The sequence below is a fragment of the Roseivirga sp. genome (assembly GCF_034669765.1).
Taxonomy (GTDB): Bacteria; Bacteroidota; Bacteroidia; order Cytophagales; family Cyclobacteriaceae; genus Roseivirga.
Map to the genome: position 1 here is coordinate 98,852 of NZ_JAXMOQ010000004.1, position 24,522 is coordinate 123,373.

Below are 24,522 nucleotides of genomic sequence, written 5' to 3' on the forward strand. Positions count from 1 at the left end.
ATAGTTCTTTATGCCACGTTTGCTTTGATTGACCAACAACACATCTTAAACATGAATTCAAGATGAGAAAATCATTGATAATCGTTTTTTCCTTAATTGCTATCACTGCCCTACAAGCTCAAAACTACTATGTATATGTAGCGGCTGAATCTGAAGACGAAGTGGCTTTGGTGAAATTCGATGGTAAAAAGGCCGAGACCATTAAAAATATCCCGGTCGGCATATGGCCTGTAGAAAATGAAGGCCCTCATGGAATTACCGTTGGACCCGAAGGTAAATATTGGTACCTCAGCCTTGCGCATGGGAATCCGTATGGTACGCTTTATAAGTATGAAACTGGCACAGACAAAGTTGTAGGTTCAGTTCCTTTGGGCTTATTTCCTGCATCTATGCAAGTATCTGCGGCAACTGGCCTACTCTATTGCGTTAACTTCAATCTGCATGGCGATATGGTACCTAGCACTGTTTCGGTAGTAGATGTAGAGAGTATGACTGAGTTGACTCAAATTACCACAGGCACAATGCCTCATGGCTCTAGGCTTTCTGCAAATGGGTTGAAACAATATTCGGTCGCTATGATGTCGGGTGAACTATTTGAAATTGATGCCATCAGTTTGAAAATCACGAAAACGCTTGACTTAGATGAAGCTTCTAAAATGGCTCCTGAAGATCACAGCATGATGGACCACTCAAAAATGGACATGGGTGCATCCAAGATGGCAGAAGAAAAGAAGCCAATGGAGGCTATGGACCACAGCCAAATGGATCATTCTAAAATGGATATGGGCGGCATGCCAGCCATGAAGCATTCTGCTTTCAAGCCTACATGGGTAAGCACTCACCCTACCAAAAACTTAATTTATGTGGCTGGAAATGGCGCTGCTGAAGTGTTGGAAATTAGTACCGACACTTGGAAGACCACACGTAAGTTCATTACGGACAAGGGACCCTATAACATTGATGTTTCTCCTGATGGAAAACGCATGGTGGTTTCTTATAAGACGGCTGCCAAAACAGGTGTATGGGATTTAGAGTCTGGAAAAGAATTAGCAAGACTGGACAACAGCCAAAAAGTAACACATGGGGTAGCCATTTCATCAGACAGCAAGTTTGCCTTCGTTTCTGTAGAAGGAATTCAAGATGACCCAGGCATGGTTGATGTGATTGATTTAACGACTAACCGCCTGATTGACACCGCATACCTTGGCAAGCAAGCAGGAGGCATTGCTTTCTGGAAAATAGAAAGATAAAAAAGACGTAAATTTTTTCGTCAATTCGTTTCCAAAATAGAAAGCAAATACTACTTTTGTACTCGGAAATAAAGCTGGTCTATGGTGTAACTGGCAACACGTCTGTTTTTGGTACAGAAGAGTCTAGGTTCGAGCCCTAGTGGACCAACAAAAAGCTTCGCAGAAATGTGAAGCTTTTTTTATACCTCAGTGTCAGATTCACCTTCTAGTTTACGATTGTCCTGACTGACCTCCAATAGATTAACAAAAGGTGCACTTCAAGCGCATAATAACATAGATATTCACTAAAGGCCTACTTGCCACTAGGCAGGCAAGTACCAGTGAGAGCAGTAAGTAAGCATTCAAATAATACCCTCTTACCCATTCCACTTTTTTGATTAAATTCAGCCCTCAATTATTTAAACCGAACGAATGAAACACGCACTCTTCCTCCTATTTTTTACGTTGATCACCTTCTTTGGCTACAGCCAGAAAAAACCTGCTTATGTAATTTATACTGCTACGGGCAAAAAGGTTTCTTACAAGAAAATGATGAAGACTTTGGATAAGAAAGACATCATTCTGTTTGGTGAATTGCACAACAACGCCATTGCGCACTGGATGCAATATGAAGTCACCAATGACTTGAGTCAGTCGAATGAAATGATTTTGGGTGCAGAAATGTTTGAAGCTGATAATCAAAAACCACTCAACGATTACTTGGCAGGCAACATTAACGCAAAAGCACTAGATACGCTTGCCAGACTTTGGCCCAACTACAAAACCGATTATGCACCGTTGGTAGACCTAGCGAAAAGCAAACAGCTTCCTTTTATTGCCACTAACATCCCAAGAAGGTTTGCGAGCATGGTAAATAAAGGAGGTTTTGAAGTATTAAACAGGCTTTCGGCTGAAGAAAAATCATGGATGGCGCCACTTCCAATGCCTTTCGACAGCGAATTACCCACCTACAAAAATATTCTAGCCATGATGGCGGGTCATGGAACTCCACAATTGGTGGAAGCCCAAGCCTCGAAAGACGCTACCATGTCGCATTTCATTCTAGAGAACTACCAACCGAACCACACCTTTATGCATTATAATGGCTCATACCATTCAAATCATTACGAAGGCATTTTGTGGTATTTAAAAAGAGAGCGCAGCGACTTACAGTATGCGACCATCGCTACCGTAATGCAAGATGACTTGAGCAAGCTATTGGAGGAAAATAAACTCATGGCCGACTTCATCATTTGCATTGATAGCAACATGACAAACACTTACTAAGCAAAATAAAGTTAACCTCTGGACAGATAAGGCCTATAATTCAGCGGAAATGCTATTGGTAATACAGATATTCTTATAAATTATCGTAACTTTGCGCGAGCGTAATGATGTAAATACCCTTCAAGTAATTCTCCTATCGTATGAATGTCTGATTTTCATCAGTTTTCAGCGAACAAGCCACTTACTAACTGAGTATTTCTTTACCCCCCTTGATTGTTTGCGTAGAACAGTCATTGCATCATTTTTAACAAAAACATTGAATGGCTAAATCACAAGAAACATTTAACAAAAAAGAAAAAGAGAAGAAGCGTTTAAAAAAGCGTCAGGATAAGCAGCAGAAGAAAGAAGAGCGTCAGAGCAACTCTCAAGGCGGTGGACTCGATAACATGATTGCTTATTTAGATGAGGATGGAAACATCACCGATACTCCTCCAGATCCAACGATCAAAAAGAAAAAAATTGACGCAAAGAGCATTGAAATTGGTGTTCCGAAGAGAGAAGATGTAGTTCAATCGGTAAGAACAGGCCGTATTGAATTCTTCAACGATCAAAAAGGATATGGCTTTATTAAAGAGCTAGAGACACAAGAGAAATTCTTTGTTCATGTAAATGGGCTGATTGATGAAGTTCGTGAAGGCGATAAAGTTTCATTTGAACTTGAGCGCGGAATGAAAGGCATGAATGCCGTTAACGTTAAAAAGGTGTAATTCCCCATTACGCTTAAGAAGTCCATTCTAAATCATATGATTAAAATCCTTTACCCAATTATGGGTGAGGTTTTAATCAAGATTGATTGGCAACAAATCATCTATGCATTATCAGACAAAAGTCAAAATCCCCAATTAGCAATTCTAATTGAGGATTTTCAGTATCTGCTTAATTATGAAGCGAAGCAAGCGAATGCTCCTTAGCTAATCACTGAACCAGGATTCACCTTTTCGTTTGGTTCAATCAATCTAAGGTTTCCTTCAGCATCTTCTGCCATTAAAATCATACCTTCTGATACCGTGCCCATCATTGGTCTTGGTGCCAAGTTAGCAATAATCGTTACTTGCTTTCCAACCATTTCTTCTGGAGAGTAATGCTTAGCAATTCCACTTAGGATAGTGCGCTTATCTACGCCAGTATCGACCAAAAACTCAAGTAATTTATTCGATTTCGCCACTTTCTTAGCTTCTAAAATCGTCCCTACCCTTAAGTCCAACTTCATGAAATCATCGAATACTATGGTATCCTTTAAAGGTGTCAGTTCAATTTCTTTGTTCTCCATTTCGTTTTGTTTCTTGGTGTTTTCTAATTTTTGAACTTGTGCAGCGATGGTTTCATCTTCTATCTTTTCAAAGAGTAACCCCCCTTGTGTTAAAGGCTGACCTCCATTGAGTAAGTCTGGGTTTCCGGCAGCCGCCCAAATGAGTTGCTCCATTCCAAAAATGCCTCTTAGCTTTTCTGCCGTAAAAGGAATGAATGGTTCGGCCACAATAGAAATATTGGCTACAATCTGTAAGGCTATATTCAAGATGGTTCCTACCCTAGCCTCATCTGTTTTAATCACTTTCCAAGGCTCCGTATCGGCCAAGTACTTATTCCCTAAACGAGCCAATTCCATCATCTCTGATTGCGCCTCGCGAAAACGGTAACGCTCTATCGAAGCAGCAATCTTAGCCGGCATTTGTTTCAGTGCCTCAATGGTCTCATTATCGATATCGAAAAGCTCTCCCCTTTGAGGTACTTTCCCTTCAAAGTATTTGTGTGTCAGTACCACGGCTCGGTTAACGAAATTGCCTAAAATCGCAACGAGTTCACTGTTATTTCTAGCTTGAAAATCTTTCCAGGTGAAGTCGTTGTCTTTTGATTCAGGAGCATTCGAGCAAAGTGCATAGCGAAGCACATCTTGCTTGTCAGGAAACTCTTCTAAGTATTCATGTAACCAAACAGCCCAATTTCTTGAGGTGGATATTTTACTACCTTCCAAATTCAAAAATTCGTTGGCAGGTACGTTATTTGGCAGAATGTAATCGCCATGTGCCTTAAGTATCGCAGGAAAAATGATACAGTGGAAAACGATATTATCCTTACCAATAAAGTGAACAAGTTTAGTATCGTCCGATTGCCAATAAGGCTTCCAGTCTTTACCATTAGCTTCAGCCCACTCTCTAGTAGCGGAGATATACCCAATAGGTGCATCGAACCAAACGTAAAGCACTTTACCATCGGCTCCTTCTATCGGTACTTTAATTCCCCAGTCTAAATCACGGGTCATGGCACGGGCTTGTAAACCACCATCAATCCATGATTTACATTGCCCCCAAACATTCGACTTCCAATCGTCTTTATGTCCTTCAACAATCCACTCCGTCAACCATTTCTCATAGTCCTGCAAAGGTAAATACCAGTGCTTGGTTTCTTTCATGATTGGCGTATTGCCACTCAAGGTAGACTTTGGGTTAATGAGGTCAGTTGGGTTCAGTGTAGCACCACAGTTTTCGCACTGATCTCCATAAGCTGTAGGATGTGAACAACGTGGGCAAGTGCCTGTAATGTATCTATCAGCCAGGAACTGCTGAGCCTCTTCGTCAAAGTATTGCTCGCTTACGCGTTCTTCAAACTTACCTTCAGTATAAAGCGTTTTGAAAAACTCTTGTGCAGTTTCGTGATGTATTTTATTTGAAGTTCTTGAGTAAATATCAAAGGAGATTCCAAGCTGATCAAAACTGTCTTTGATCATGCCATGGTATTTGTCTACAATGTCTTGAGGATTAACACCGTCCTTACGCGCCCTCATGGTAATAGCCATGCCATGCTCATCCGAACCGCAAATAAAGGCTACATCCTCTCCTTTCGACCTTAAATACCGTGCATAAATATCGGCAGGCACGTAAACGCCAGCCAAATGCCCAATATGTACAGGACCATTGGCGTAGGGCAAAGCAGCCGTTACTGTATGTCTTTTGAATTCATTCTTACTCATAGACTGCAAAGATAGTTTTTAGATGTTAGAAGGAGGAAATAAGCGCAGAGATTTTGCCGAGTTTGGTAGCAGATAATCTGCACTCAAGTTTGAACATAAAAAAAGCACACCCTATGAAGAGTGTGCTTTTGTATATCTAGTGCGTAATTTCGACTAAAGCGAAATTCCCATAAAGCTCATAAATGCAATCCCCATTAAACCAGTAATGAACATTGTGATTCCCAATCCTTTCAAAGCGTCAGGTACGTTAGAATACTTCAGCTTCTCTCTGATCGCAGCCAAAGCCACGATAGCCAATAAGAAACCGATTCCTGAACCAAAGCCGAATACAGTAGCTTCGCTCAAAGTATAATCCCTTTGTGCCATGAACAATGCTCCACCCAAAATTGAGCAGTTTACTGCGATTAGTGGCAAGAAAATACCCAAAGAACCGTAAAGGGAAGGTGAGAATTTTTCGATCATCATTTCCACTAACTGCACCATGGCAGCAATAATGGCGATGAACATAATAAAGCGTAAGAAAGACAAGTCAATTGTAGCAAAGCTATCGCCCAACCAAGTTAATGCTCCTTCTTTCAATACGAATTGATCCAATAGCCAGTTCATTGGTACCGTAATACCCAAAACGAAAACTACAGCGAGTCCTAAACCCATGGCTGTAGAAACCTTTTTTGAAACAGCTAAAAAAGAACACATGCCTAAGAAATAGGCGAAAACCATGTTCTCTATAAAAATCGACTTTATACCTAAGTTAATTAAATCCATGATTGCTTCAATTAATGTTCTACGTAACCTGTTTTAGTTCTTTGTACCCAAATGATAAAGCCAAGCACCATAAATGCACCTACTGGACTTACCATCAAACCATTGGTAGCAAGGTTGCCCATACCAATAGATTCAAAAACTGGGTAGCCAAACACTTTGCCTGATCCGAAAAGCTCTCTGAAGAAAGCAACGGCAAGGATGATCCAAGAATAACCTAAACCACTACCAAGACCATCAAGCATTGAGTCATAAGGCTTATTATTCAAAGCAAAAGCTTCGAGACGCCCCATCACAATACAGTTGGTGATAATCAGACCAATAAATACAGATAGCTCTTTGTACATGTCGAAAGCATAGGCTTTCAACACTTCATTTACTAAGGTTACCAAAGTAGCCACAACAGCGAGCTGTACGATAATCCTTACTCTTGAAGGGATGATATTTCTCATAAGAGAAATCACCAAGTTAGAGAGAATCAATACCATTGTTACCGAAATGGCCATTACCATTGTCGGCTTCATTTGAGTAGTTACTGCCAAGGCAGAACAGATCCCCAACACCTGAATGGTAATCGGGTTATCATCACTCAATGGGTCAATTACGAATTTTTTCCTGCGCTTCGAAAAAATTGCTTCTTTCTTAACGATTGGTTTTTCTAAAGTTTCAGTACTCATATCCTCTTTGTTTACTGATTATTCATTGACATGGCATCTGCATTCTTAGAATGCTTATTAAAGTATGCCTGATAATATCCTAGGTAATTGCTCAACATTGCGTTTACTCCATTAGCAGTAAGGGTAGCCCCTGCCAGCCCGTCTACTTTTGTGTCACTCAATTTTGATGGAGGATTCCCTTCACCTTTAATCATGGTGACCGAAACCAACTCTTGATTTTCAACAATGGATTTACCTTGATAGCGCTCCTGAATTTCATCTGTTGTAATTCTAGCACCTAGCCCAGGAGTTTCGCCTTTATGAGAGAAAGTCACCCCTTTAATGGTCTCTAAGTCTTCGTTCAAAGCAACAAAGCCCCAAATTGCATCCCAAAGCCCAGCTCCATAAACAGGCAAAATGTAAGCTATTTCATTTCCGTTTTGATATTTGAAAACTGGATATGTTCTTTCTTCGGCAGGTTTTTTGTAGTTCTTCTCAATGTTTACATTCTCTGCCAAAAGTGGTTCACCTTTTTCATTGGTTGTTACCAAATCACCTTTAAAGTCGGCCACCTCAGAATTAATTACTTGAGCATAACGCTCAATAATTTCTTCTGGAGTCATGTCGCCCAACTTGGCTTTCTCTGCTGGAATAGCTCCAAGAATCTGCTTCTTAGTATCTAAATCCTGTGCCTTCTTTTGAGTTGGCCCTAAAACTTGAGAAACCCCTGACAATAAACCTCCCAATACTGCTGTGAGTATTAAAGAGAATACTATGATATATGTATTAGACTGTCGCACGTGCTAACCTCCTTTTTTTGTTTGCTTGAATTACATAGAAATCAATTAGCGGGGCAAAAACATTCATTAATAACACCGCCAACATTATACCTTCTGGGTAAGCTGGGTTTACCACCCTAATCAATACGCTGAGCATACCAATCAATATTCCGTAAATCCATTTACCTGTTTCTGTGTGAGCTGCCGACACGGGGTCGGTTGCCATAAAGACAGCACCAAATGCTAAACCACCCATTACTAAATGGTAATGTGCTGGCATATCCATAAATGGATTAATACCTGCTGCATTAAAGATAGTGCCCATAATAAAGGCTCCACCGAATACACTTACAATGATTTTCCAGCTTCCTACGCCTGTAGCAATTAGAATCAGTGCTCCAACCAACACCCATAAGGTAGAGGTCTCTCCTATTGATCCGGGCACCATGCCCATAAACAGGTTACTAAAACTAAAGGTGTCTCCCAATGCGGAAACAACATCGCCTCCTGCTGTTGAAGAATCATAAGCTACAGCCAAAGCTGTTGCGCCTGTAAAACCATCTACGGGGGTTTTGTCAGCCAATTGCGTCCAAACCGCACCAGATATTTGTGATGGATAAGCAAAGTATAAGAATGCTCTAGAAGTCATGGCCACATTCAAAATGTTCATTCCAGTTCCGCCAAAAATCTCCTTTCCAACTAACACACCAAAAACTGTGGCCAAAGCTACTTGCCATAATGGAATAGTAGCGGGTACAATCAATGGAATTAGCATTCCTGTCACCAAGAAGCCTTCGTTGATTGGGTGTTTTCTTACCACTGCGAAAATAGCTTCAATGATACCACCGGCAGCATACGACACTAAAACGATTGGTAATACCCAACGGGCTCCAAACAATAAGTTATCTAAAGAAAGGAAAGAAGTAGCTTCTCCTACGGCAACGTGGTGTTGATACCCCGTGTTAAACATTCCAAAGATCAGACAAGGAATCATGGCGATTACCACGGTCATCATCATTCTCTTCAAATCAATCGCATCCCTCACTTGCACCCCTTTATTTTTGGCAGTGCTAGCAGGTGAAAACATAAACGTTTCGCCAGCTTCAAACAGGTAGTAGAACTTTTCAAGTTTCCCTCCCTTTTCGAACATCGGTTTTTGTTTTTCTAATAGGTTGTGTAAAAACTTCATCCTTATCCGTTTTGTATCAATTCTATACCCTCTCTTACCATATGCTGAACGTCATGTTTAGAAACATCAACAAATTCACACAAAGCAAGGTCTTCCTCAATTACCTCATAAATACCCAAGGCCTCAACATTGTCAAAATCTTCAGACAAAATGGCCTTCAATAAAAATGTAGGGTAAACATCCATTGGTGTTACCTTCTCAAAAGTCCCTGTTTGAACAAAGGCCCTATCTTCACCATTGGTGTTAGAATCGAGTACATATTCTTTGTTCTTTCCATTCATGAAAGAGAATAATCCCCAAGCTCTGTGAAAACTCAACACATTCTTCTTAGGCATAATCCAACCCAAAAATTCAGTATGATCTCCTTCAGGAATAACAGTGATGCTATTTGCATAAAAGCTCAAGTAACCATCCTTCTCAATTTTCTCTCCGGTCAAAACGTTACCAGAAATGTATCGAACATGGTCTTGCTTGATATTTCCATCAACAAGTTTATTAATAGCTCCTCCGCTGTAGGTTTTGTAATACTGAGGAGTTTTAACCTCTGAACCACAAACTGCAACTAATCTAGAAGCATCATATTTTCCTTGACTAAAAAGCTTTCCGATTTGAGCAACACCATAAGGTGTCAAAGTCCATACAATATCACCTTTATTAACAGGATCTAAGTGGTGGATTTGAACACCAACATTACCTGCTGGGTGTGGCCCTGAAAACTTATTATGCTCTATACCTTCTACATTGGCAAACACTTTGGACACTTCCGCATTCAGGTTGTGATTCAAATGAATTTTACCATCAGTAAATTTCTTAAGAACATTGATTCCTGTTTTAAAAGCATCCTCTTCACCTTGTAAGGTAAAAGCTACATCAGCGGCCAATGGATGGGTATCGAATGCCGAAATATGAATCGCCTTTGGGCTATCATTTTCATTAGCAACAATACCAAACGGTCGTTGGATAATGTTTGGCCATACACCAGATTTCATCATTTGAGCTTGAGCGTCTTCTCGGCTCAATCCAGTAATGTCTGACGGGCTGTACGATTGAAACGACTCGTATTCGATCGTTTTATCGGCAAGAATTTTGACTTCGAGGATTTTCCTTTTGGCTCCTCTTTTCACTTCGACAATTTCACCACTCACCGGTGAGCAATACATCACGTTCTCCTGCATCTTGTCGAACAAGATTGGAGTTCCTGCTTTAATGTTATCGCCCTCGTTAACAAGTAACTTAGGACGTTTCATTCCAATAAAGTCGGTGGGTTTAATTGCAAACGTTTCTGGATGGATGGAGTCGGCAATTTGATGTGCTGCCTTTCCTGCCAGATTGATGTCAAAGCCCTTTTTAAGCTTTATAATTTTGGACATACTCTTTTAATTGCGAATCAATAGTTTGATCTAAAGTTGAGGCAAATGTAAAATATTTACCGTCAACAAAAAGCCTTTTTCTAGCTTTTCGAGGCGCAATTTAGTCCAAAAAAAATGGTAAGAAAAGTATTAGTATAGAATTATGCGACTGGTAGTTTATCAAATGATTTTTCAATAAAGCGGCTTACTTGTTCCATAAGCCACATTGGAGTGGAAGTAGCACCGCAAATACCAACTTTATCCTCTTCTTTGAACCATGAAATATCTATTTCACCCTCAGACTCAACAAAATAGCTACGCTTATTTTCTTGCAGACAAACGCTGTAAAGCGCTCTTCCATTTGAGCTTTTCTTTCCGCTTACAAAAATTATGACGTCTTGGTCTTTCGCAAAATTTTGTAGCTGCGGTTCTCTGTTCGATACTTGACGGCAAATACTATCATTTGCATTGAAGTCAATTTCTTTGAATTCGCCCTTGGCTTCCTTAATTCTATCTTCAATCATCTGACGAATTCTATAGAAGCCTTTGGTACTTTTTGTGGTTTGGCTATACAAGGTAACCGGACGACTGAAGTCGATTTTATCTAAGTCTTTATCCTCCATTATAATAATCGCCTCATTATTGGTTTGACCTGTAAGGCCGATAACCTCAGCATGACCTGTTTTTCCGTAAATCACAATCTGCCCATTCACATCTTGCATACGGTCATAAGCCATCTTCACACGGTTCTGAAGTTTGAGTACAACAGGGCATGAGGCGTCTACCAATTCAATATTGTTATCCATTGCCAATTGGTACGTCTCAGGTGGTTCGCCATGGGCCCTGATCAGTACTTTGGCATTTTTAATCCCTTTTAATTCTTCTCTATCAATAATCTTCAGGCCTTTGGCATTCAGGCGATCTACCTCCATACCATTATGAACTATATCGCCAAGGCAATATAACTCTCCCTCTTTCATTTCATCTTCTGCCATTTGGATGGCAAATTCTACCCCGAAACAATAGCCTGAATTTTTATCGATTGTGACTTCCATATTGATTGATATCTAGCCTTCTATCTGTTCTTTCGCCAAAGTTAGCACCTTATTCACTTGTTCTTCAAACAACAGGTCCGAAGTATCTATTACAATAGCTTCCGGTACTTGAATCAAAGGGCTTTCTTCTCTGGTGGAGTCTTGCAAATCTCGTTCCCTAAAATTCTTTACGATTTCTTCGAGTGATGCTTGCTCTCCTTTTTCTTCCAATTCGGCTTGCCTTCTTCTGGCCCTTGCCTCATCACTGGCATTCATGAATATTTTAAGTTCTGCATCAGGAAAAACCACCGAAGCAATATCTCTTCCATCCATCACAACCCCTCTATCTTTGCCCATTTCTTGCTGCTGCGCCACCATGGCTACTCTTACGGCTTTAATAGCAGCCACAGGACTCACGAATTCTGAAACATACATTTTCCGAATCTCTTCTTCAACACACACACCATTCAAAAAAGTTTCGCTTTTACCTGTTTGTGGGTTGTGCCTAAAATCAATAATTATAGCATCGAGCGCTCTCAAAACCTGAACCTCATCCTTGATATTCACTTTATTCTGAAGCATGTATAAGGTTACCGCCCTATACATCGCTCCACTATCTATAAATTTATATGCCAATCGTTTTGCTACTTCTTTTGCAGTGCTGCTTTTTCCACAACCTGAAAAACCATCAATGGCAATATTGATCTTCTTCATTCAGAATAAATTTCGGCAAAGGTAAGAAGTTTGATGAATGGGTATAAGAAATCAAACCAAGGATTTGAGTTAAATTGAAATTAAACAACCGAAAATTTACTCAAACCACTCTGAATTCGGCTGATCTTTGACTTTCATTGAAAACACATCATTCCTTGCGTAATGGCCAATTGGATCAAAGTCGAGTTTGTTTTTCATCACTTCATCAATATCTATTTCAGCAGTAAGGATTCCTTCTTCGTCCCAAAGCGGCCCGGCTAAAACCTCACCTGTTGGTGCCAGAATCACCGAACCTCCACGACTCATTACTTCTGGCTGGTGATCTAAGTCGGTAATACCAGGCAAGTCTTTAGGGTACATTGATTTGGTTACAAATTGGTTGCAGCCCATTACAAAACATCTGCCTTCTAAAGCAATATGTTTTAAGGTGTGTTGCCAATTTTCACGACTATCGGCCGTGGGTGCCAAATACAATTGCACTCCCTTTTGGTACATGGCCATGCGTGCCAACGGCATATAGTTCTCCCAGCAAATCAGTCCTCCCATTTTGACCAAAGGGGTATCAAAGGTTGAAAGGGTTGAACCATCGCCTTCTCCCCAAACAATACGTTCAGCAGCTGTGGGCTTGAGTTTTCTATGTTTCCCCATGAGTTCACCTTTAGAACTGAAATAAAGCATGGTGCAATACATTGTTCCTGAAACAGTATCCTTTTCATTCACACCAATAACCAAAAACAAGTTGGCTTTTTTGGCCATTTCGCCCAGTTGATCAGTTGCTTTGCTCGGTACTTCTATGGATGAGTTCCAATAGCGCAACCAAGTTTCGCGTCCCTCTGCGCTTCGGCTCCCGACTACAGTACCGAAACTCAAGCCACGGGGATAGGCAGAAATAAAGGCTTCCGGGAAAAGCGAGAGTTTGGCACCTTTGCTAGCCGCCTCAGTTACCAAATGTGCGGTCTTTGCCAAAGTTTTTTCTAAATCGAAAAGCACGGGTGAGGCTTGAACTACTGCGGCAATGAATTTTGTAGACATAACTGAAAGTTATAAAATTTGGTCAATGAAATTGGTGTTTATGATGTAGAAGGAATCTACTACCCTACTCTGGTTCTTCTTCTTAGTTTCGAAATACGGTCGTTATAATAGAGCTTCAGCTCTTCCAAAAATATCATTGGTTCTGGATATTCTGTCAGTACCTTATAGGTATACTTATTTTTCACCTGCTCAATTAGCTTCTCTAGCCTCTCTTTCTCATTTTTCAGAAACTCACTTTTAGACCGTTGTTCCACCTTAACACCTTTGTGCTCCGCAATATTCACCAACGTATTTCCGCTAAAAATATGCGCGTGATAATCCTGCAATGTTTTTAAATCCCCCGACTGATATATCTCGATAAGTTTGGTGGTTACTTCTGTGGATAAATCAGCTTGCTCCTCATCCATATTAAATTTATCGGGGTGCACATAAAGCATGGCTTCTCTGTAAAGCCGTTTTCTTTCCTTTTCATCCACTTCTGAAATGTGGACTTTGACAGCTTTAGGCAAAGGCTTTAAAGAAGTTGGTGGCGTGTAGTTTTTTCCTCTTTGCTTTTGTGCAAGACGTTTCTCCTTTTTAGCTAGCTTCTGATTTTTATAAAGCACGGTTAATTCTTGAACCTCCACCAGCTCGTTGGCCAACTCAGACCGAAGCGTAGACTCAAAGACAAATACCTTTTGTTCTATCTCACTCAATTGCATCTGCAAAACATCAATCTCAGTTTGCAATTGCTGTTCATCTGATTCAATATTTAGCATGGGTAGCTTCTGCTCTGACATTAGGCTGTTTTAAAAGACCAAAGTTGTAAAAAGTATCGATAGGTAGGCCAAACCATAAAACTCAAAATTTTTAACACAATGATTAATAATTATAGTAAATCATTAAATTAGTAAATCGATTTTACTTCTCACCAAGAAAAATTATTGTTATGAATTTATTAGGTATGCCTGGAGGAATGGGAATGATGATTGTTTTTTTCGTGTTCATACCCTTTGCTTTATGGGTTATTGCTTTGGTTGACTGCCTCAAAGGTAACTTCTCAGGAGACAATAAAGTCATCTGGGTTTTGGTCATTATATTTCTACCTGTTTTAGGGTCGATCTTATACTTCTTCGTTGGACGAAATCAAAAAACAGCTTAAACCTAAACGAATTCAATGCTTCATCTTCGAAGAATGTCTGAGAATGACTGGCCGATGGTCGCCAAAATCTACGGACAAGGTATTGCTACTGGTCAAGCCACTTTTGAAACAGCAATTCCAAGCTGGGAAAAATGGGATAACGCTCACTTGAAAATTTGCCGTTTTGTTGCTGAAAGAGACGGGGAAATTCTAGGCTGGGCAGCCTTAAGTCCCGTTTCTAGCCGATGCGTTTATGGAGGGGTTGCAGAAGTAAGTGTATACGTTTCTACAGCCCACATAGGGAAAAAAATTGGAAGCCAACTCCTGAAACAATTGATATTGACCAGTGAAGCCGAAGGCTTTTGGACACTTCAAGCTGGTATTTTTAGAGAAAACGCAGGCAGCATCAAGCTCCATACCACATTAGGCTTTAGAGTAATTGGCTATCGTGAAAAAATTGGCCAGATGAACGGAGTCTGGAGAGATACCGTTTTGCTCGAAAGAAGAAGCTTGACAGCCGGAAAGTAGTGGTTAAACCAAACCTTACCTCATTACATTCTAACCCTTCACATCATTCACATTGGTCGGAAAATTAAATCCCATTATTTTTCGCGATTAAACAACCACATCAAAGCTGAATTCTATGAAGACCATTGTAAAACTGACTTTGGTAGTTTTGCTTATTGCAACAACTGCACTCACAGGTATTGCCCAAACCGATCCAGCGAAATCGGACACTAGCAAAACGGACAAGAAAAAGAAAAAAGACTTACCTCTTGAGCCAGGAAGAACTTTTAACTTCGACCTAAAGGAAGGCTCATGGATTGCCCTTGATGTAAGTCCTGATGGAAAGACCATCGTGTTCGACTTTCTAGGCGACCTTTATACCATGCCAATTTCTGGTGGAAATGCCACTCAAATCACCAAAGGCATGCAGTTCGACAGCCAACCGAGGTTCAGCCCTGATGGCAACAAAGTGATTTTCATTTCTGATGAATCGGGAGGTGAAAATGTATGGACTTATGATTTTCCTACGGAGAAGAAAAGCCAAGTGACCAAAGGTAATTCCAACGCTTACCAATCACCAGAATGGACGCCAGATGGAAAATACATGATCGCCTCGAAAGGAGGAGGTTCACATAAACTATGGTTATATCATGTAGAAGGCGGTTCTGGAACGGCCTTAGTGAATGAGCCAAGTAATATGAGAATGGTGGAAGGTGCCTTTGGGAAAGATGACCGATACATTTGGTTTTCAAGAAGAACGGGCTCTTCACAATACAATGCAAGCATGCCACAATACCAAATGGCCACTTACGATCGTGAAACTGGAGAAATCACTACTCAATCATCTCGATACGGATCCTCTTTTCGCCCTACGCCATCTAGCGATGGGAAATGGTTGATTTACGCCACTCGCCATGACGCAGAAACGGGCTTGATTTTAAGAGATTTAGCCACAGGAGACGAAAGTTGGTTGGCCTACCCGATTCAACATGACGACCAAGAATCGCGTGCTTCAAGAGACGTATTACCTGGCTTTTCATGGACACCCGATAACAAGAACATTGTCATTTCTTATGGTGGGAAAATGTGGAAGATCAATGTAGCCACTAAAAAAGCACAGGAAATTCCTTTCAGAGTAAAGTCAAGTATTGAATTAGGACCAGAATTGGATTTTGATTACCCAATTTCAGATTCAGAAAAATTTGTAGCTACACAAATCAGAGACATTGCTCCCTCACCAAATGGAAAGCAAATGGCATTTACTGCCTTAGACGAGCTTTACATTATGGATTTACCAAATGGATCGCCACGAAAACTAGTTACATTGAATGAATCACAGGCAGAACCTGCTTGGTCTCCTGATGGGGAATGGATTGCTTTCGTAAGCTGGAAAGCTGAGGGTGGAAAAGTATATAAGGTTCGTCCTAACGGTCAAAATTTAACCCAATTGAATAAAGACAATTCGGTTTACCAGAACCCAGTTTGGTCAAATGATGGAAGCAAAATCGTGTTGATTAAAGGTTTAGCGCAAGATTTTAGGGAAGCATTGCAACGAACAGCATTCAGAGGCACCAGCGATATTGTATGGATTGCTGCGAATGGTTCTGTAGACAATTTCATCACTTATTCTAACGGTCGTGGAAACCCTCATTTTGTTAAAAGTTCAGATCGAATTTACCTGTCAAGCGGTAGAGGTTTATCTTCTATTCGATGGGACGGAACAGATGAAAAATTCCACGTGAGAGTGCGAGGAAAAGCTTCTGCTGGATCAAGCAACGCTCCGAATGCTTCATGGATAAAAATGGCGCCAAAAGGCGACCAAGCTTTGGCCGAAGTTGTTAATGACTTATTTGTAGTGACGGTACCTCAAGTGAGTGGTGATGCTCCTACTATTTCAGTATCAAACCCAGCAAATGCTGCTTTCCCTTCCCGTCAACTTACAGACATTGGAGGCCAATTCCCTGCATGGAATGCCGATGGCACTAAAGTACACTGGGCGGTAGGGAACGCTCATGTGGTTTATGATTTAACAGAAGCTAAAATCACCGAAGAAGCCAATAAAGCCGAAGAGGATAAAGAGAAGAAAAAGGAATATGAGCCAGTTGAAAATCGCATCAGTGTAAACATTGAAAGAGATACTCCTCAGGGTTCAATCCTCTTGAAAAATGCCAGAATCATTACTATGAAAGGTGATGAAGTGATTGAGAAAGGAGACATTCTTATTGAAAACAATCGCATTAAGCAAGTAGGCACTAACCTTACTGCTGACAGAAAAACAACCGTAATGGACATGACAGGAAAAACGATTGTCCCTGGTTTTGTAGATACCCATTCCCACTTCCGTCATCCTGTGAATTTGCACAGAGGCCAATTTTGGCCATACCTTACCAATTTAGCTTTCGGTGTAATTACCACACGTGACCCACAAACGGCTACTACTGATGTGTTGACTTATGGAGATTTGGTGGATGCTGGTAAGTTGATTGGCCCGAGAATATATTCTACTGGCCCAGGTATTTTCGGTAGCGAAAATATCAGCAGCTTAGAACATGCTCAAAAGGTTATGAAACGCTATAGCGAATATTACAATACTAAAACCATCAAAATGTATGGTGCGGGCAATCGTCAGCAAAAGCAGTGGATAATTCAGGCTGCCAAAGAGCAGAACATTATGCCAACAACTGAAGGCGGTCTTGATTTCAAAGCTAACCTTACCCAAGTGATTGATGGATATCCTGGACACGAGCACACCTTCCCTATCTTTCCATTGTATAAAGATGTGATTGATTTGGTGTCATTTTCGCGTACAGTCTATACGCCTACATTGCTTGTAGCCTACGGTGGCCCATGGGCTGAGAACTATTACTATGCAACTGAAAACCCTCATGCCGATCCTAAGCTGAATCACTTTATGCCACATGAAAACCTTGATTCAAGAACCAGAAGAAGAAATGATGGCTGGTTTATGGAAGAAGAACATGTATTTGAGGACCATGCGATTTTTGTGAAAGATTTGGTAGAAGCCGGAGGAAGAGCTGGTGTAGGGAGCCATGGTCAATTACAAGGTTTGGGTTATCACTGGGAGCTTTGGGCCATGCAGTCTGGAGGGTTGAGTGAATTGAACACGCTTAAAGTAGCTACTATTTTAGGAGCCGAAGCCATTGGTTTAGACACTGACCTGGGATCACTAGAATCTGGAAAATTAGCCGACTTGGTGATTCTGAATAGCAATCCATTAGACAACATCAAGAATTCTAAAGACATCAGTCAGGTGATGAAAAATGGTCGTTTGTATGATGGAAATACACTTGACGAACTTTATCCAACCAAAAAAACACTTCCTAAAATGTGGTGGATGGATGTATCTCCAAATGATTTACCAGGAGTGAAAAAATAGAGCTCAAGACAATACCTTTAAATAGCCATGACATGTAAATGTTGTGGCTATTTTTTTTGCAGAAACCTACCTATCAAAAGTACCTTCGGCCATTGTTCCAAACGAGTTCAATTATCTGCTCAACCCACTTCAGCCTGATCATAAACAATCTTCTATTCATCAACAGATCGCACCGTTTACCATTGATGAAAGGCTTTTTACGCTTTAAGTAAGTTATTTGATGTACTCATTCAAACATTAAACATTTTACCATGGGATTATTTTGGGACCTCATTCAGCACAGTCAAATATCAGATCAACAAAGTAAAACAAGTTCATTGGAAGATCGTGTGAGCCATCTCGAAATCGAATTAAGACACACGCAAGAGCTGCTAGTTAAAACACTAAAGACCCTAGAGGAAACCATTGGTAAGGACATTAATGGCGATGGTCGAGTAGGTTAATTATTCAGCATGAAGGATATCGGCTGGGTTATTCAAAGCTGCTTTAATACTATGGTAGGAAACCGTAATTAAAGCAATCGAAACAGCACCAACCGCAACGAACAGAAAAGTTGACCAATTTATATCAATCGAATAAGCGAAGTTCTGCAACCACTCTTTCATAGCCAAATAAGCAATGGGGACAGCTATTAAATTTGCTATCAAAATAAGCTTTACAAAGTCTTTGGAAAGCAATTGAACAATACCAAAGGTAGAGGCGCCAAGCACCTTTCTTATCCCAATTTCTTTTGTACGCTGCGCTGCTAAAAATGCCGCCAGCCCAAAAGCGCCAAGGCAAGCAATAATTATGGCAAGCACGGAAAAAGAAGTGAACACTTTTCCGCTGCGTTGTTCTGCCTGATATAACGCTCCAAACTCTTCGTTCACAAAACGGTAAGCTAGTGGACGTTCAGGAACAAACTCCTTCCATTGTTCATCTATAAAATTAAGTGTCGATTTTAAATTAGCCGTATTAGTTTTTACAACCATTAAATTTGAAGCTCTAGCATTCAAGTTACTTGCAAATAGTGCTAGTGGTCCAATTTCTTGATGTAGAGATTCAAAATGAAAATCTTTCACCACTCCAATCACATTATAAATAGGGCCATTAATTGGTTGTAGTTGTTTGCCAATAGGATCTTTCCATTTGAAAATCCGAGCCGCTGCTTCATTAATAATTACCGCAGAAGAATCCGAAACGATTTCAGAGTTAAATGAACGTCCTTCAACTACTTCTAACCCCATTGTGGAAATTAAATCATAATCGCCACGTAAATTTGGCAAGAGAAAACGATCACTGGCATCTCCTGTCACATCGGTGAAAGTACCACCAACCACCTGCCTTCCTGGTATAGTATTTACGCCACTGACTTCCAAAACATTAGGGTTATTGAGCAAAGCATTTTTAAAGGTATTGCTTTGACCACGAAGTAAATTTGCACGTTCAATTACCACAAGTTGGTCTTTATCGAAGCCCAGACTTTTATTGTTCAAATATTGTAGTTGCTGATAAATGACAATTGTACCAACCACCAAAATTACTGACACTGCAAATTGAAAAATTACCAAACCATTTCGCAACCAAGCATTTTTCGCTCCACCTGTAAGTTTACCTTTCAATACCGTAACTGGTTTGAAGGCAGAAAGGTAAAAAGCAGGATAAAGCCCAGCGGCTAATCCAAGTAATAGTGAAAAGCCGAGCATGGCCAATAAAATAATAGGGTTCAAAAAAGTATTCAGGTCAATTGATTTACCGGCCAAATCATTAAAATATGGCAAAATCAGTGCAGTCAATCCAAAAGCCAATATTAAAGCCAGCAGGCACATAATCACCGATTCGGTAAGGAATTGAAATACAAGCTGCCCTTTGTGTGCCCCTAAAACTTTGCGCATTCCTACTTCTTTGGCGCGATTTGCGGCACGAGCGGTAGCCAGATTAATAAAGTTAACACAAGCAATGAGCAAGATAAACAGTGAAATTCCTGCAAAAAGATAGACAGTCGAACCACTTCCATTAGGCTCCAATTCCCATTGCAAATTAGAGTTCAGATGAATCTCAGATAGAGGCTGAAAAAAATAACGATGTGCGTTACCCGCTTCTTCATATTGTTGCCAACTTATGCCCAAAATACTCTGGATTTGTGGCTCCATATAGCGCTGTAAAACTTCTTGTAATTTCTGTTCAACAATAGGTATTGAACCAGCCTCGATTTTCACATAATTGTAGGCCACATATGAACCCCAAAATTGATTGTTATATAAGTTGGGAATGGTTTTTAGAGAAAACAGAAAGTCGAAATGAAAGTGGCTATTACTCGGCATCGGCTCCACAACCCCCGTTACTAGCATTTGACCAATATTTTGCAGTTCTAATTGTTCACCAATCACATCAGTCGATCCAAAATACTTATTCGCCATTTCGGTAGTAATGACCAATGAATTCGGTTCATTCAAAGCGGTTGCCACATCGCCTAAAATTAACTTAGCTCCAAAAAAATCAAAGAAGTTTGAGTCGGCCGCGATTACATTCCTTTCATCAAAATATTGATCATCCTTTTCGATAGTCACCGAACCAAAACTATTGTAAAGGCGAGTAGCCGCTGTGATTTCCGGAAGTTCATTATAGAGGGCCATGCCCATTGGCATAGGGCTTCGTGCGTATTGAAAGCCGTTATCGGGGAACTTCCGATCTAAAGCAATTCGAAAAGTATTTTCGCTATTAGGGTGGAAATTATCATAACTTAATTCATCTGCCACAAAGCTCACAATAAGCAGACAACAACAAATACCGATTGCTAACCCAATGATGTTGATAAAAGCATAAGCTTTCTGTCTAAAAATATTCCTTAATGCAACTTTAAAATAATTCCTTACCATCTCTTTGTTCGATTTGACTTAAAATGAAATTAGAAAAACAATAAACGTAAGCAGTAACATTTAATACGAATGGTCGGATTATTTGACAGAAACGCCACATTGGCTGAACTTAAATGATGGAACGGGGTTTGTAATGATTAACTTGCGAACTTAAAGGCTAGCACTACTCAAACCCTTTTAAATGAAGAAAATTACAGCTGAAAAAATCACGTTAGAAAAAGACCAGATTTTATCTCTTCGTAAGTATGCCGAAGAACATAAAACCAAGGCTACCATACAAATCATCAATTCATTTTTGCCATTCATTGGCATCTGGGTATTAATGTATTTCTCCCTTGACATCAGTTACTGGTTAACTTTTGCGCTGGGTATCTTGAATGCTTTTTTCTTAGTAAGAATCTTTATTATTCAGCACGACTGCGGTCATCAGTCCTTTGTAAAAAACAGAACTGCACAAAAAATTATAGGCTACGCTTGTAGCTACTTCTCTACCATTCCATTTAATTATTGGGCTAAATCACACAGCGTACACCATAAATTAAATGGTCAGCTAGAATTGAGAGATATTGGAGATGTAACCACTTACACTGTGGCCGAGTTTCAAGAATTCAGTAAAAGCAAAAGGTTTGGGTACAGAGTATACCGTTCTCCAATTGTAATGTTTCTTATCGGCCCAATCTATTACGTTTTTATCCATAACAGATTAGCCAAAATTAAATTACCGGCCTTTAAGAGTGCCAAAAAAGGAGTGATTTTGAATAACATATTACTCCTAGCTGCATTTACAATATTAGGCTTCACTTTAGGTTGGGTGAAATTCCTATTGGTACATCTTACCATTTTGGTTATGTTTTCCATCATCGCCATTTGGTTTTTCTACGTCCAGCACCAACACGAACACGGTTATAAGCAATGGAAAAAGAACTGGGATTATGTTACCTCAGCTTTGAAGGGCAGTACTTATTATAAAATCCCTAGGGTATTCAATTGGTTGACTGGTAACATTGGAATTCACCATGTACACCATTTAAACCCATTAATTCCTAACTACAATTTGAAGAAGTGTATCAAAGAAAACCCTTGGTTAAATCAGTTCCCAACTATAATTGGGTTTAGAGACAGCTTAAAACTTGCTTCAAACAAACTTTGGGATGAAACACAACAACGTATGATTTCTTTCAGAGAATTCTACGAAATGGAAAAACGCGGTTTAATTCCCGTTCCTGTGTCAAACAAATCCAACGGATAAAAGCACAACGCAATTTTATAGTTTGGCTTTATCGTTAAGATTTTGCTTATCCCGCACCAAATCAAACAAAATTTGAACATTTGTTTGATTTGGTGTTTTTATATAATTATTATTAATCATGAATTACGAACTGAGTGGGATTGCCAAAACAACGGCTAACTATATCAACACCACCAATCAGCATGTTTTTTTAACTGGGAAAGCAGGGACAGGTAAAACCACCTTCTTAAAATACATTGTTCAGCATACCCATAAGAAAGTAGTCGTTGCTGCCCCAACAGGTATTGCCGCCATTAATGCTAATGGGGTTACCCTCCACTCTTTATTGCATTTACCCTTCGGTGCCTTTATTCCTGAACGTGTCACACCTCCAAATAGGGGTAGCCAAGTAACCACATTGCTCAATTTATTCTCAAATGTTAGGTTCAACGCTTCAAAGCGGGCCATGCTTCGCGAAGTAGAACTCCTGATTATAGATGAAGTCAGTATGCTACGTTCCGATTTATTGGACTGCATTGACCACATGCTTCGCTACCTCAGAAAAAACAGAAATGAACCTTTTGGAGGCCTTCAGATATTGTTCATTGGCGATTTACTTCAGCTTCCGCCTGTAGTGAAAGATTCAGAATGGAACGTGCTTTCCCAATACTACAATAGCAGTTACTTCTTCGATGCGCATGCCCTTCGCGAAGCCCCTCCTATTCATGTAGAATTGGATAAAATTTACAGGCAAACCGATGAGAAATTCATTCAAATTCTGAATCGGTTTAGAGATAACGAACAAAGCTCTGAGGATTTAACCTACCTCAACTCATTCTATAATCCTGAAGTAAAAGAAAAGTCGGAAAGCGGTTATATCTACCTGACCACACACAACAGAAAAGCAGATGAGATTAACGCCAATCGACTAGCCAACCTTCAGTCGAATGCGCATGAATACAAAGCCGATCTTAGTGGTGATTTTCCTGACAACGCCTACCCTACTAACCCTAAGCTTTTGCTTAAATTGGGTGCTCAGGTGATGTTTATTAAGAACGATGCTTCTGGGCAAGGCCAATTTTTCAATGGGAAAATCGGTGCGGTATCTCAATTGCGCTCCACTGAAATTTGGGTGAAGTTTGAAGATGGAAGCGAAGTAGAAGTAAGTAAGCACGTTTGGGAAAACAAGCGATACAAACTCAACGAGGCTTCTAATGAAATAGAAGAAAAAGTACTGGGCAAATTTGAGCAATACCCTCTAAAACTGGCTTGGGCAGTCACGATTCATAAAAGTCAAGGCCTTACTTTCGAAAAGGCAATTCTTGACCTTACCGATGCTTTCACACACGGGCAAGTGTACGTAGCTTTGTCACGATTAACTTCATTAGACGGACTAATTCTCGCTTCACGTTTGCCAGAAGAAAGTTTTGAAAGAAGCCAGAGCATGAATGCTTTTATGGCTACAAAAAGCAGTCAAGACAAGCTATCCAATCAGCTACCAGATTACCAAAAACGATACTATGCAAAACTAGCCGAAACCACCTTCGATTTTTCTGGAGTGTTATATGCACTCAGTCAACACATTCAAAGTTTTGATAAAGAAGAAAGCCGATCGGCAAAGCAAGAATATCTAGGCTGGAATAAGAGACTTTTAGACAGCACCCTTCCCTTGCAAAAAGTGGGTACTACTTTTATGGGTGAAGTCCAGAGAATCTTAACCATGGAGGTTTATCTTCCTCATTTGGCGGAAAGGGCGGAAAAAGCAAAAGGCTATTTCAATAAAGAACTTGAAAAACTCACCGACCTTTTAGACAAGCACCAAAACGACATAAAAGCCAAGGTTAGAATTACGGAATACAAAAAAGAACTCAAGGCCTTAGAGCAATTGTACTTCAACAAAAAAGCCCAAGTACAGCGTTTCCAATTATTGGTCAGCAATGCCCTAAAAGGTAAAACGCTCACCAAGGGCGAAATGCTCAGTTCTTCTTTATACAAAGAGCGTAAAGTAGAGGCCGTTTCTAAAGGCAAAAAATCGAAAACACCTACTGCCGAAATCAGTTTCGAGTTGTACCAGCAAGGGAAATCAGTAGAAGAAATTGCTGAAACCAGAGGACTAGTCCCTAGTACGATTGAAGGTCATTTAGCGCAATACATCTCTAGTGGCCAAGTGGACATTAAGCGTTTAATGAGCGAAGAAAAACTGAATGTAATTCTTTCTCTAGTTACACCCGAAACCACAGGTACACAAGAAATCAAAAGCAAGCTTGGGGAAGAATACAGCTATGGTGAAATCCGCATGGCGCTGACTTTTTACAAGGCCTTGAAATAAAACCTCAATAGGTCAAATCATCGCGAAACTCTACTAGAAAAATAAAGGCCATACTGAATAGAAATCTGAACTGACTTTATATCA

General features: G+C 40.2%; 22 protein-coding genes and 1 tRNA gene. 12 read left to right on the plus strand and 11 right to left on the minus strand.

Going from position 1 to position 24,522, the window contains the following annotated elements:
• Nucleotides 1-62 precede the first annotated feature (62 nt).
• The 5 genes from VOI17_RS09125 (at nt 63) to VOI17_RS09145 (ending at nt 3,427) form a co-directional block, all read left to right on the plus strand.
• On the plus strand, nt 63-1,250 hold the full coding sequence (locus tag VOI17_RS09125) for a YncE family protein (protein ID WP_323756942.1): 1,188 nt from the start codon (nt 63-65) through the stop codon (nt 1,248-1,250).
• 75 nt (nt 1,251-1,325) lie between these two features.
• Nucleotides 1,326-1,398: transfer RNA gene (locus tag VOI17_RS09130), tRNA-Gln, on the plus strand.
• Nucleotides 1,399-1,661: 263 nt separating this feature from the next.
• Nucleotides 1,662-2,516 (plus strand): ChaN family lipoprotein, encoded by an 855-nt coding sequence (locus tag VOI17_RS09135; protein WP_323756943.1) that lies wholly within the window; start codon nt 1,662-1,664, stop codon nt 2,514-2,516.
• A 260-nt stretch (nt 2,517-2,776) separates the two neighbouring features.
• Nucleotides 2,777-3,223 (plus strand): cold shock domain-containing protein, encoded by a 447-nt coding sequence (locus VOI17_RS09140; protein ID WP_323756944.1) that lies wholly within the window; start codon nt 2,777-2,779, stop codon nt 3,221-3,223.
• Nucleotides 3,224-3,259: 36 nt separating this feature from the next.
• Entirely contained in the window at nt 3,260-3,427 is a 168-nt protein-coding gene (locus tag VOI17_RS09145) for a hypothetical protein (RefSeq protein WP_323756945.1), read from the plus strand.
• Here VOI17_RS09145 and metG read toward each other — a convergent pair.
• From metG to VOI17_RS09195, 10 genes are all read right to left on the minus strand, one after another.
• Nucleotides 3,424-5,484 (minus strand): methionine--tRNA ligase, encoded by a 2,061-nt coding sequence (metG, locus tag VOI17_RS09150; RefSeq protein WP_323756946.1) that lies wholly within the window; start codon nt 5,482-5,484, stop codon nt 3,424-3,426. The genes VOI17_RS09145 and metG overlap by 4 nt on opposite strands.
• A 153-nt stretch (nt 5,485-5,637) precedes the next feature.
• The gene (gene nqrE, locus VOI17_RS09155; RefSeq protein WP_068411913.1) at nt 5,638-6,249 is read right to left on the minus strand and encodes an NADH:ubiquinone reductase (Na(+)-transporting) subunit E; all 612 of its coding nucleotides are present in this window, start codon (nt 6,247-6,249) and stop codon (nt 5,638-5,640) included.
• 11 nt (nt 6,250-6,260) lie between these two features.
• Nucleotides 6,261-6,923, minus strand: coding sequence for an NADH:ubiquinone reductase (Na(+)-transporting) subunit D (locus VOI17_RS09160; RefSeq protein ID WP_068411910.1), 663 nt, complete (start codon nt 6,921-6,923; stop codon nt 6,261-6,263).
• Between the two features lie 11 nt (nt 6,924-6,934).
• Nucleotides 6,935-7,702, minus strand: coding sequence for an NADH:ubiquinone reductase (Na(+)-transporting) subunit C (nqrC, locus tag VOI17_RS09165; protein ID WP_323756947.1), 768 nt, complete (start codon nt 7,700-7,702; stop codon nt 6,935-6,937).
• The gene (locus tag VOI17_RS09170) at nt 7,689-8,870 is read right to left on the minus strand and encodes an NADH:ubiquinone reductase (Na(+)-transporting) subunit B (RefSeq protein ID WP_323756948.1); all 1,182 of its coding nucleotides are present in this window, start codon (nt 8,868-8,870) and stop codon (nt 7,689-7,691) included. The genes nqrC and VOI17_RS09170 overlap by 14 nt, the downstream gene beginning before the upstream one ends.
• Before the next feature lie 2 nt (nt 8,871-8,872).
• Nucleotides 8,873-10,240 carry a Na(+)-translocating NADH-quinone reductase subunit A gene (locus VOI17_RS09175; protein WP_323756949.1) on the minus strand — a complete coding sequence of 456 codons (1,368 nt, stop codon included), beginning with the start codon at nt 10,238-10,240 and terminating at the stop codon, nt 8,873-8,875.
• A gap of 140 nt (nt 10,241-10,380) precedes the next feature.
• Nucleotides 10,381-11,274: a 4-hydroxy-3-methylbut-2-enyl diphosphate reductase gene (locus VOI17_RS09180; RefSeq protein WP_323756950.1), complete on the minus strand. Its 894-nt coding sequence runs from the start codon at nt 11,272-11,274 to the stop codon at nt 10,381-10,383.
• A 12-nt stretch (nt 11,275-11,286) separates the two neighbouring features.
• The gene (gene cmk / locus VOI17_RS09185) at nt 11,287-11,967 is read right to left on the minus strand and encodes a (d)CMP kinase (RefSeq protein WP_323756951.1); all 681 of its coding nucleotides are present in this window, start codon (nt 11,965-11,967) and stop codon (nt 11,287-11,289) included.
• Between the two features lie 96 nt (nt 11,968-12,063).
• A complete protein-coding gene (locus VOI17_RS09190) occupies nt 12,064-12,999 on the minus strand; it encodes a carbon-nitrogen hydrolase family protein (protein WP_323756952.1) in 936 nt (311 codons plus the stop codon).
• Nucleotides 13,000-13,058: 59 nt separating this feature from the next.
• On the minus strand, nt 13,059-13,778 hold the full coding sequence (locus tag VOI17_RS09195) for a hypothetical protein (RefSeq protein ID WP_323756953.1): 720 nt from the start codon (nt 13,776-13,778) through the stop codon (nt 13,059-13,061).
• A gap of 149 nt (nt 13,779-13,927) precedes the next feature.
• On the opposite strand from VOI17_RS09195, the gene VOI17_RS09200 reads away from it, so the two are divergent.
• From VOI17_RS09200 to VOI17_RS09220, 5 genes are all read left to right on the plus strand, one after another.
• Nucleotides 13,928-14,140, plus strand: coding sequence for a PLD nuclease N-terminal domain-containing protein (locus VOI17_RS09200; RefSeq protein WP_323756954.1), 213 nt, complete (start codon nt 13,928-13,930; stop codon nt 14,138-14,140).
• Nucleotides 14,141-14,155: 15 nt separating this feature from the next.
• On the plus strand, nt 14,156-14,647 hold the full coding sequence (locus VOI17_RS09205; protein WP_323756955.1) for a GNAT family N-acetyltransferase: 492 nt from the start codon (nt 14,156-14,158) through the stop codon (nt 14,645-14,647).
• A 115-nt stretch (nt 14,648-14,762) separates the two neighbouring features.
• On the plus strand, nt 14,763-18,023 hold the full coding sequence (locus VOI17_RS09210) for an amidohydrolase family protein (protein WP_323756956.1): 3,261 nt from the start codon (nt 14,763-14,765) through the stop codon (nt 18,021-18,023).
• Between the two features lie 43 nt (nt 18,024-18,066).
• On the plus strand, nt 18,067-18,231 hold the full coding sequence (locus VOI17_RS09215) for an RES family NAD+ phosphorylase (protein ID WP_323756957.1): 165 nt from the start codon (nt 18,067-18,069) through the stop codon (nt 18,229-18,231).
• Between the two features lie 43 nt (nt 18,232-18,274).
• Nucleotides 18,275-18,466, plus strand: coding sequence for a hypothetical protein (locus VOI17_RS09220; RefSeq protein ID WP_323756958.1), 192 nt, complete (start codon nt 18,275-18,277; stop codon nt 18,464-18,466).
• Here the strand turns inward: VOI17_RS09220 and VOI17_RS09225 are convergent, their stop codons facing one another.
• Complete coding sequence (locus VOI17_RS09225; protein WP_323756959.1) at nt 18,467-20,881, minus strand: ABC transporter permease; 2,415 nt, start codon at nt 20,879-20,881, stop codon at nt 18,467-18,469.
• A gap of 181 nt (nt 20,882-21,062) precedes the next feature.
• On the opposite strand from VOI17_RS09225, the gene VOI17_RS09230 reads away from it, so the two are divergent.
• Together VOI17_RS09230 and VOI17_RS09235 are read left to right on the plus strand one after the other, a co-directional pair.
• On the plus strand, nt 21,063-22,130 hold the full coding sequence (locus tag VOI17_RS09230) for a fatty acid desaturase (RefSeq protein WP_323756960.1): 1,068 nt from the start codon (nt 21,063-21,065) through the stop codon (nt 22,128-22,130).
• Nucleotides 22,131-22,248: 118 nt separating this feature from the next.
• Nucleotides 22,249-24,438 carry a helix-turn-helix domain-containing protein gene (locus VOI17_RS09235; protein WP_323756961.1) on the plus strand — a complete coding sequence of 730 codons (2,190 nt, stop codon included), beginning with the start codon at nt 22,249-22,251 and terminating at the stop codon, nt 24,436-24,438.
• Nucleotides 24,439-24,522: the final 84 nt, after the last annotated feature.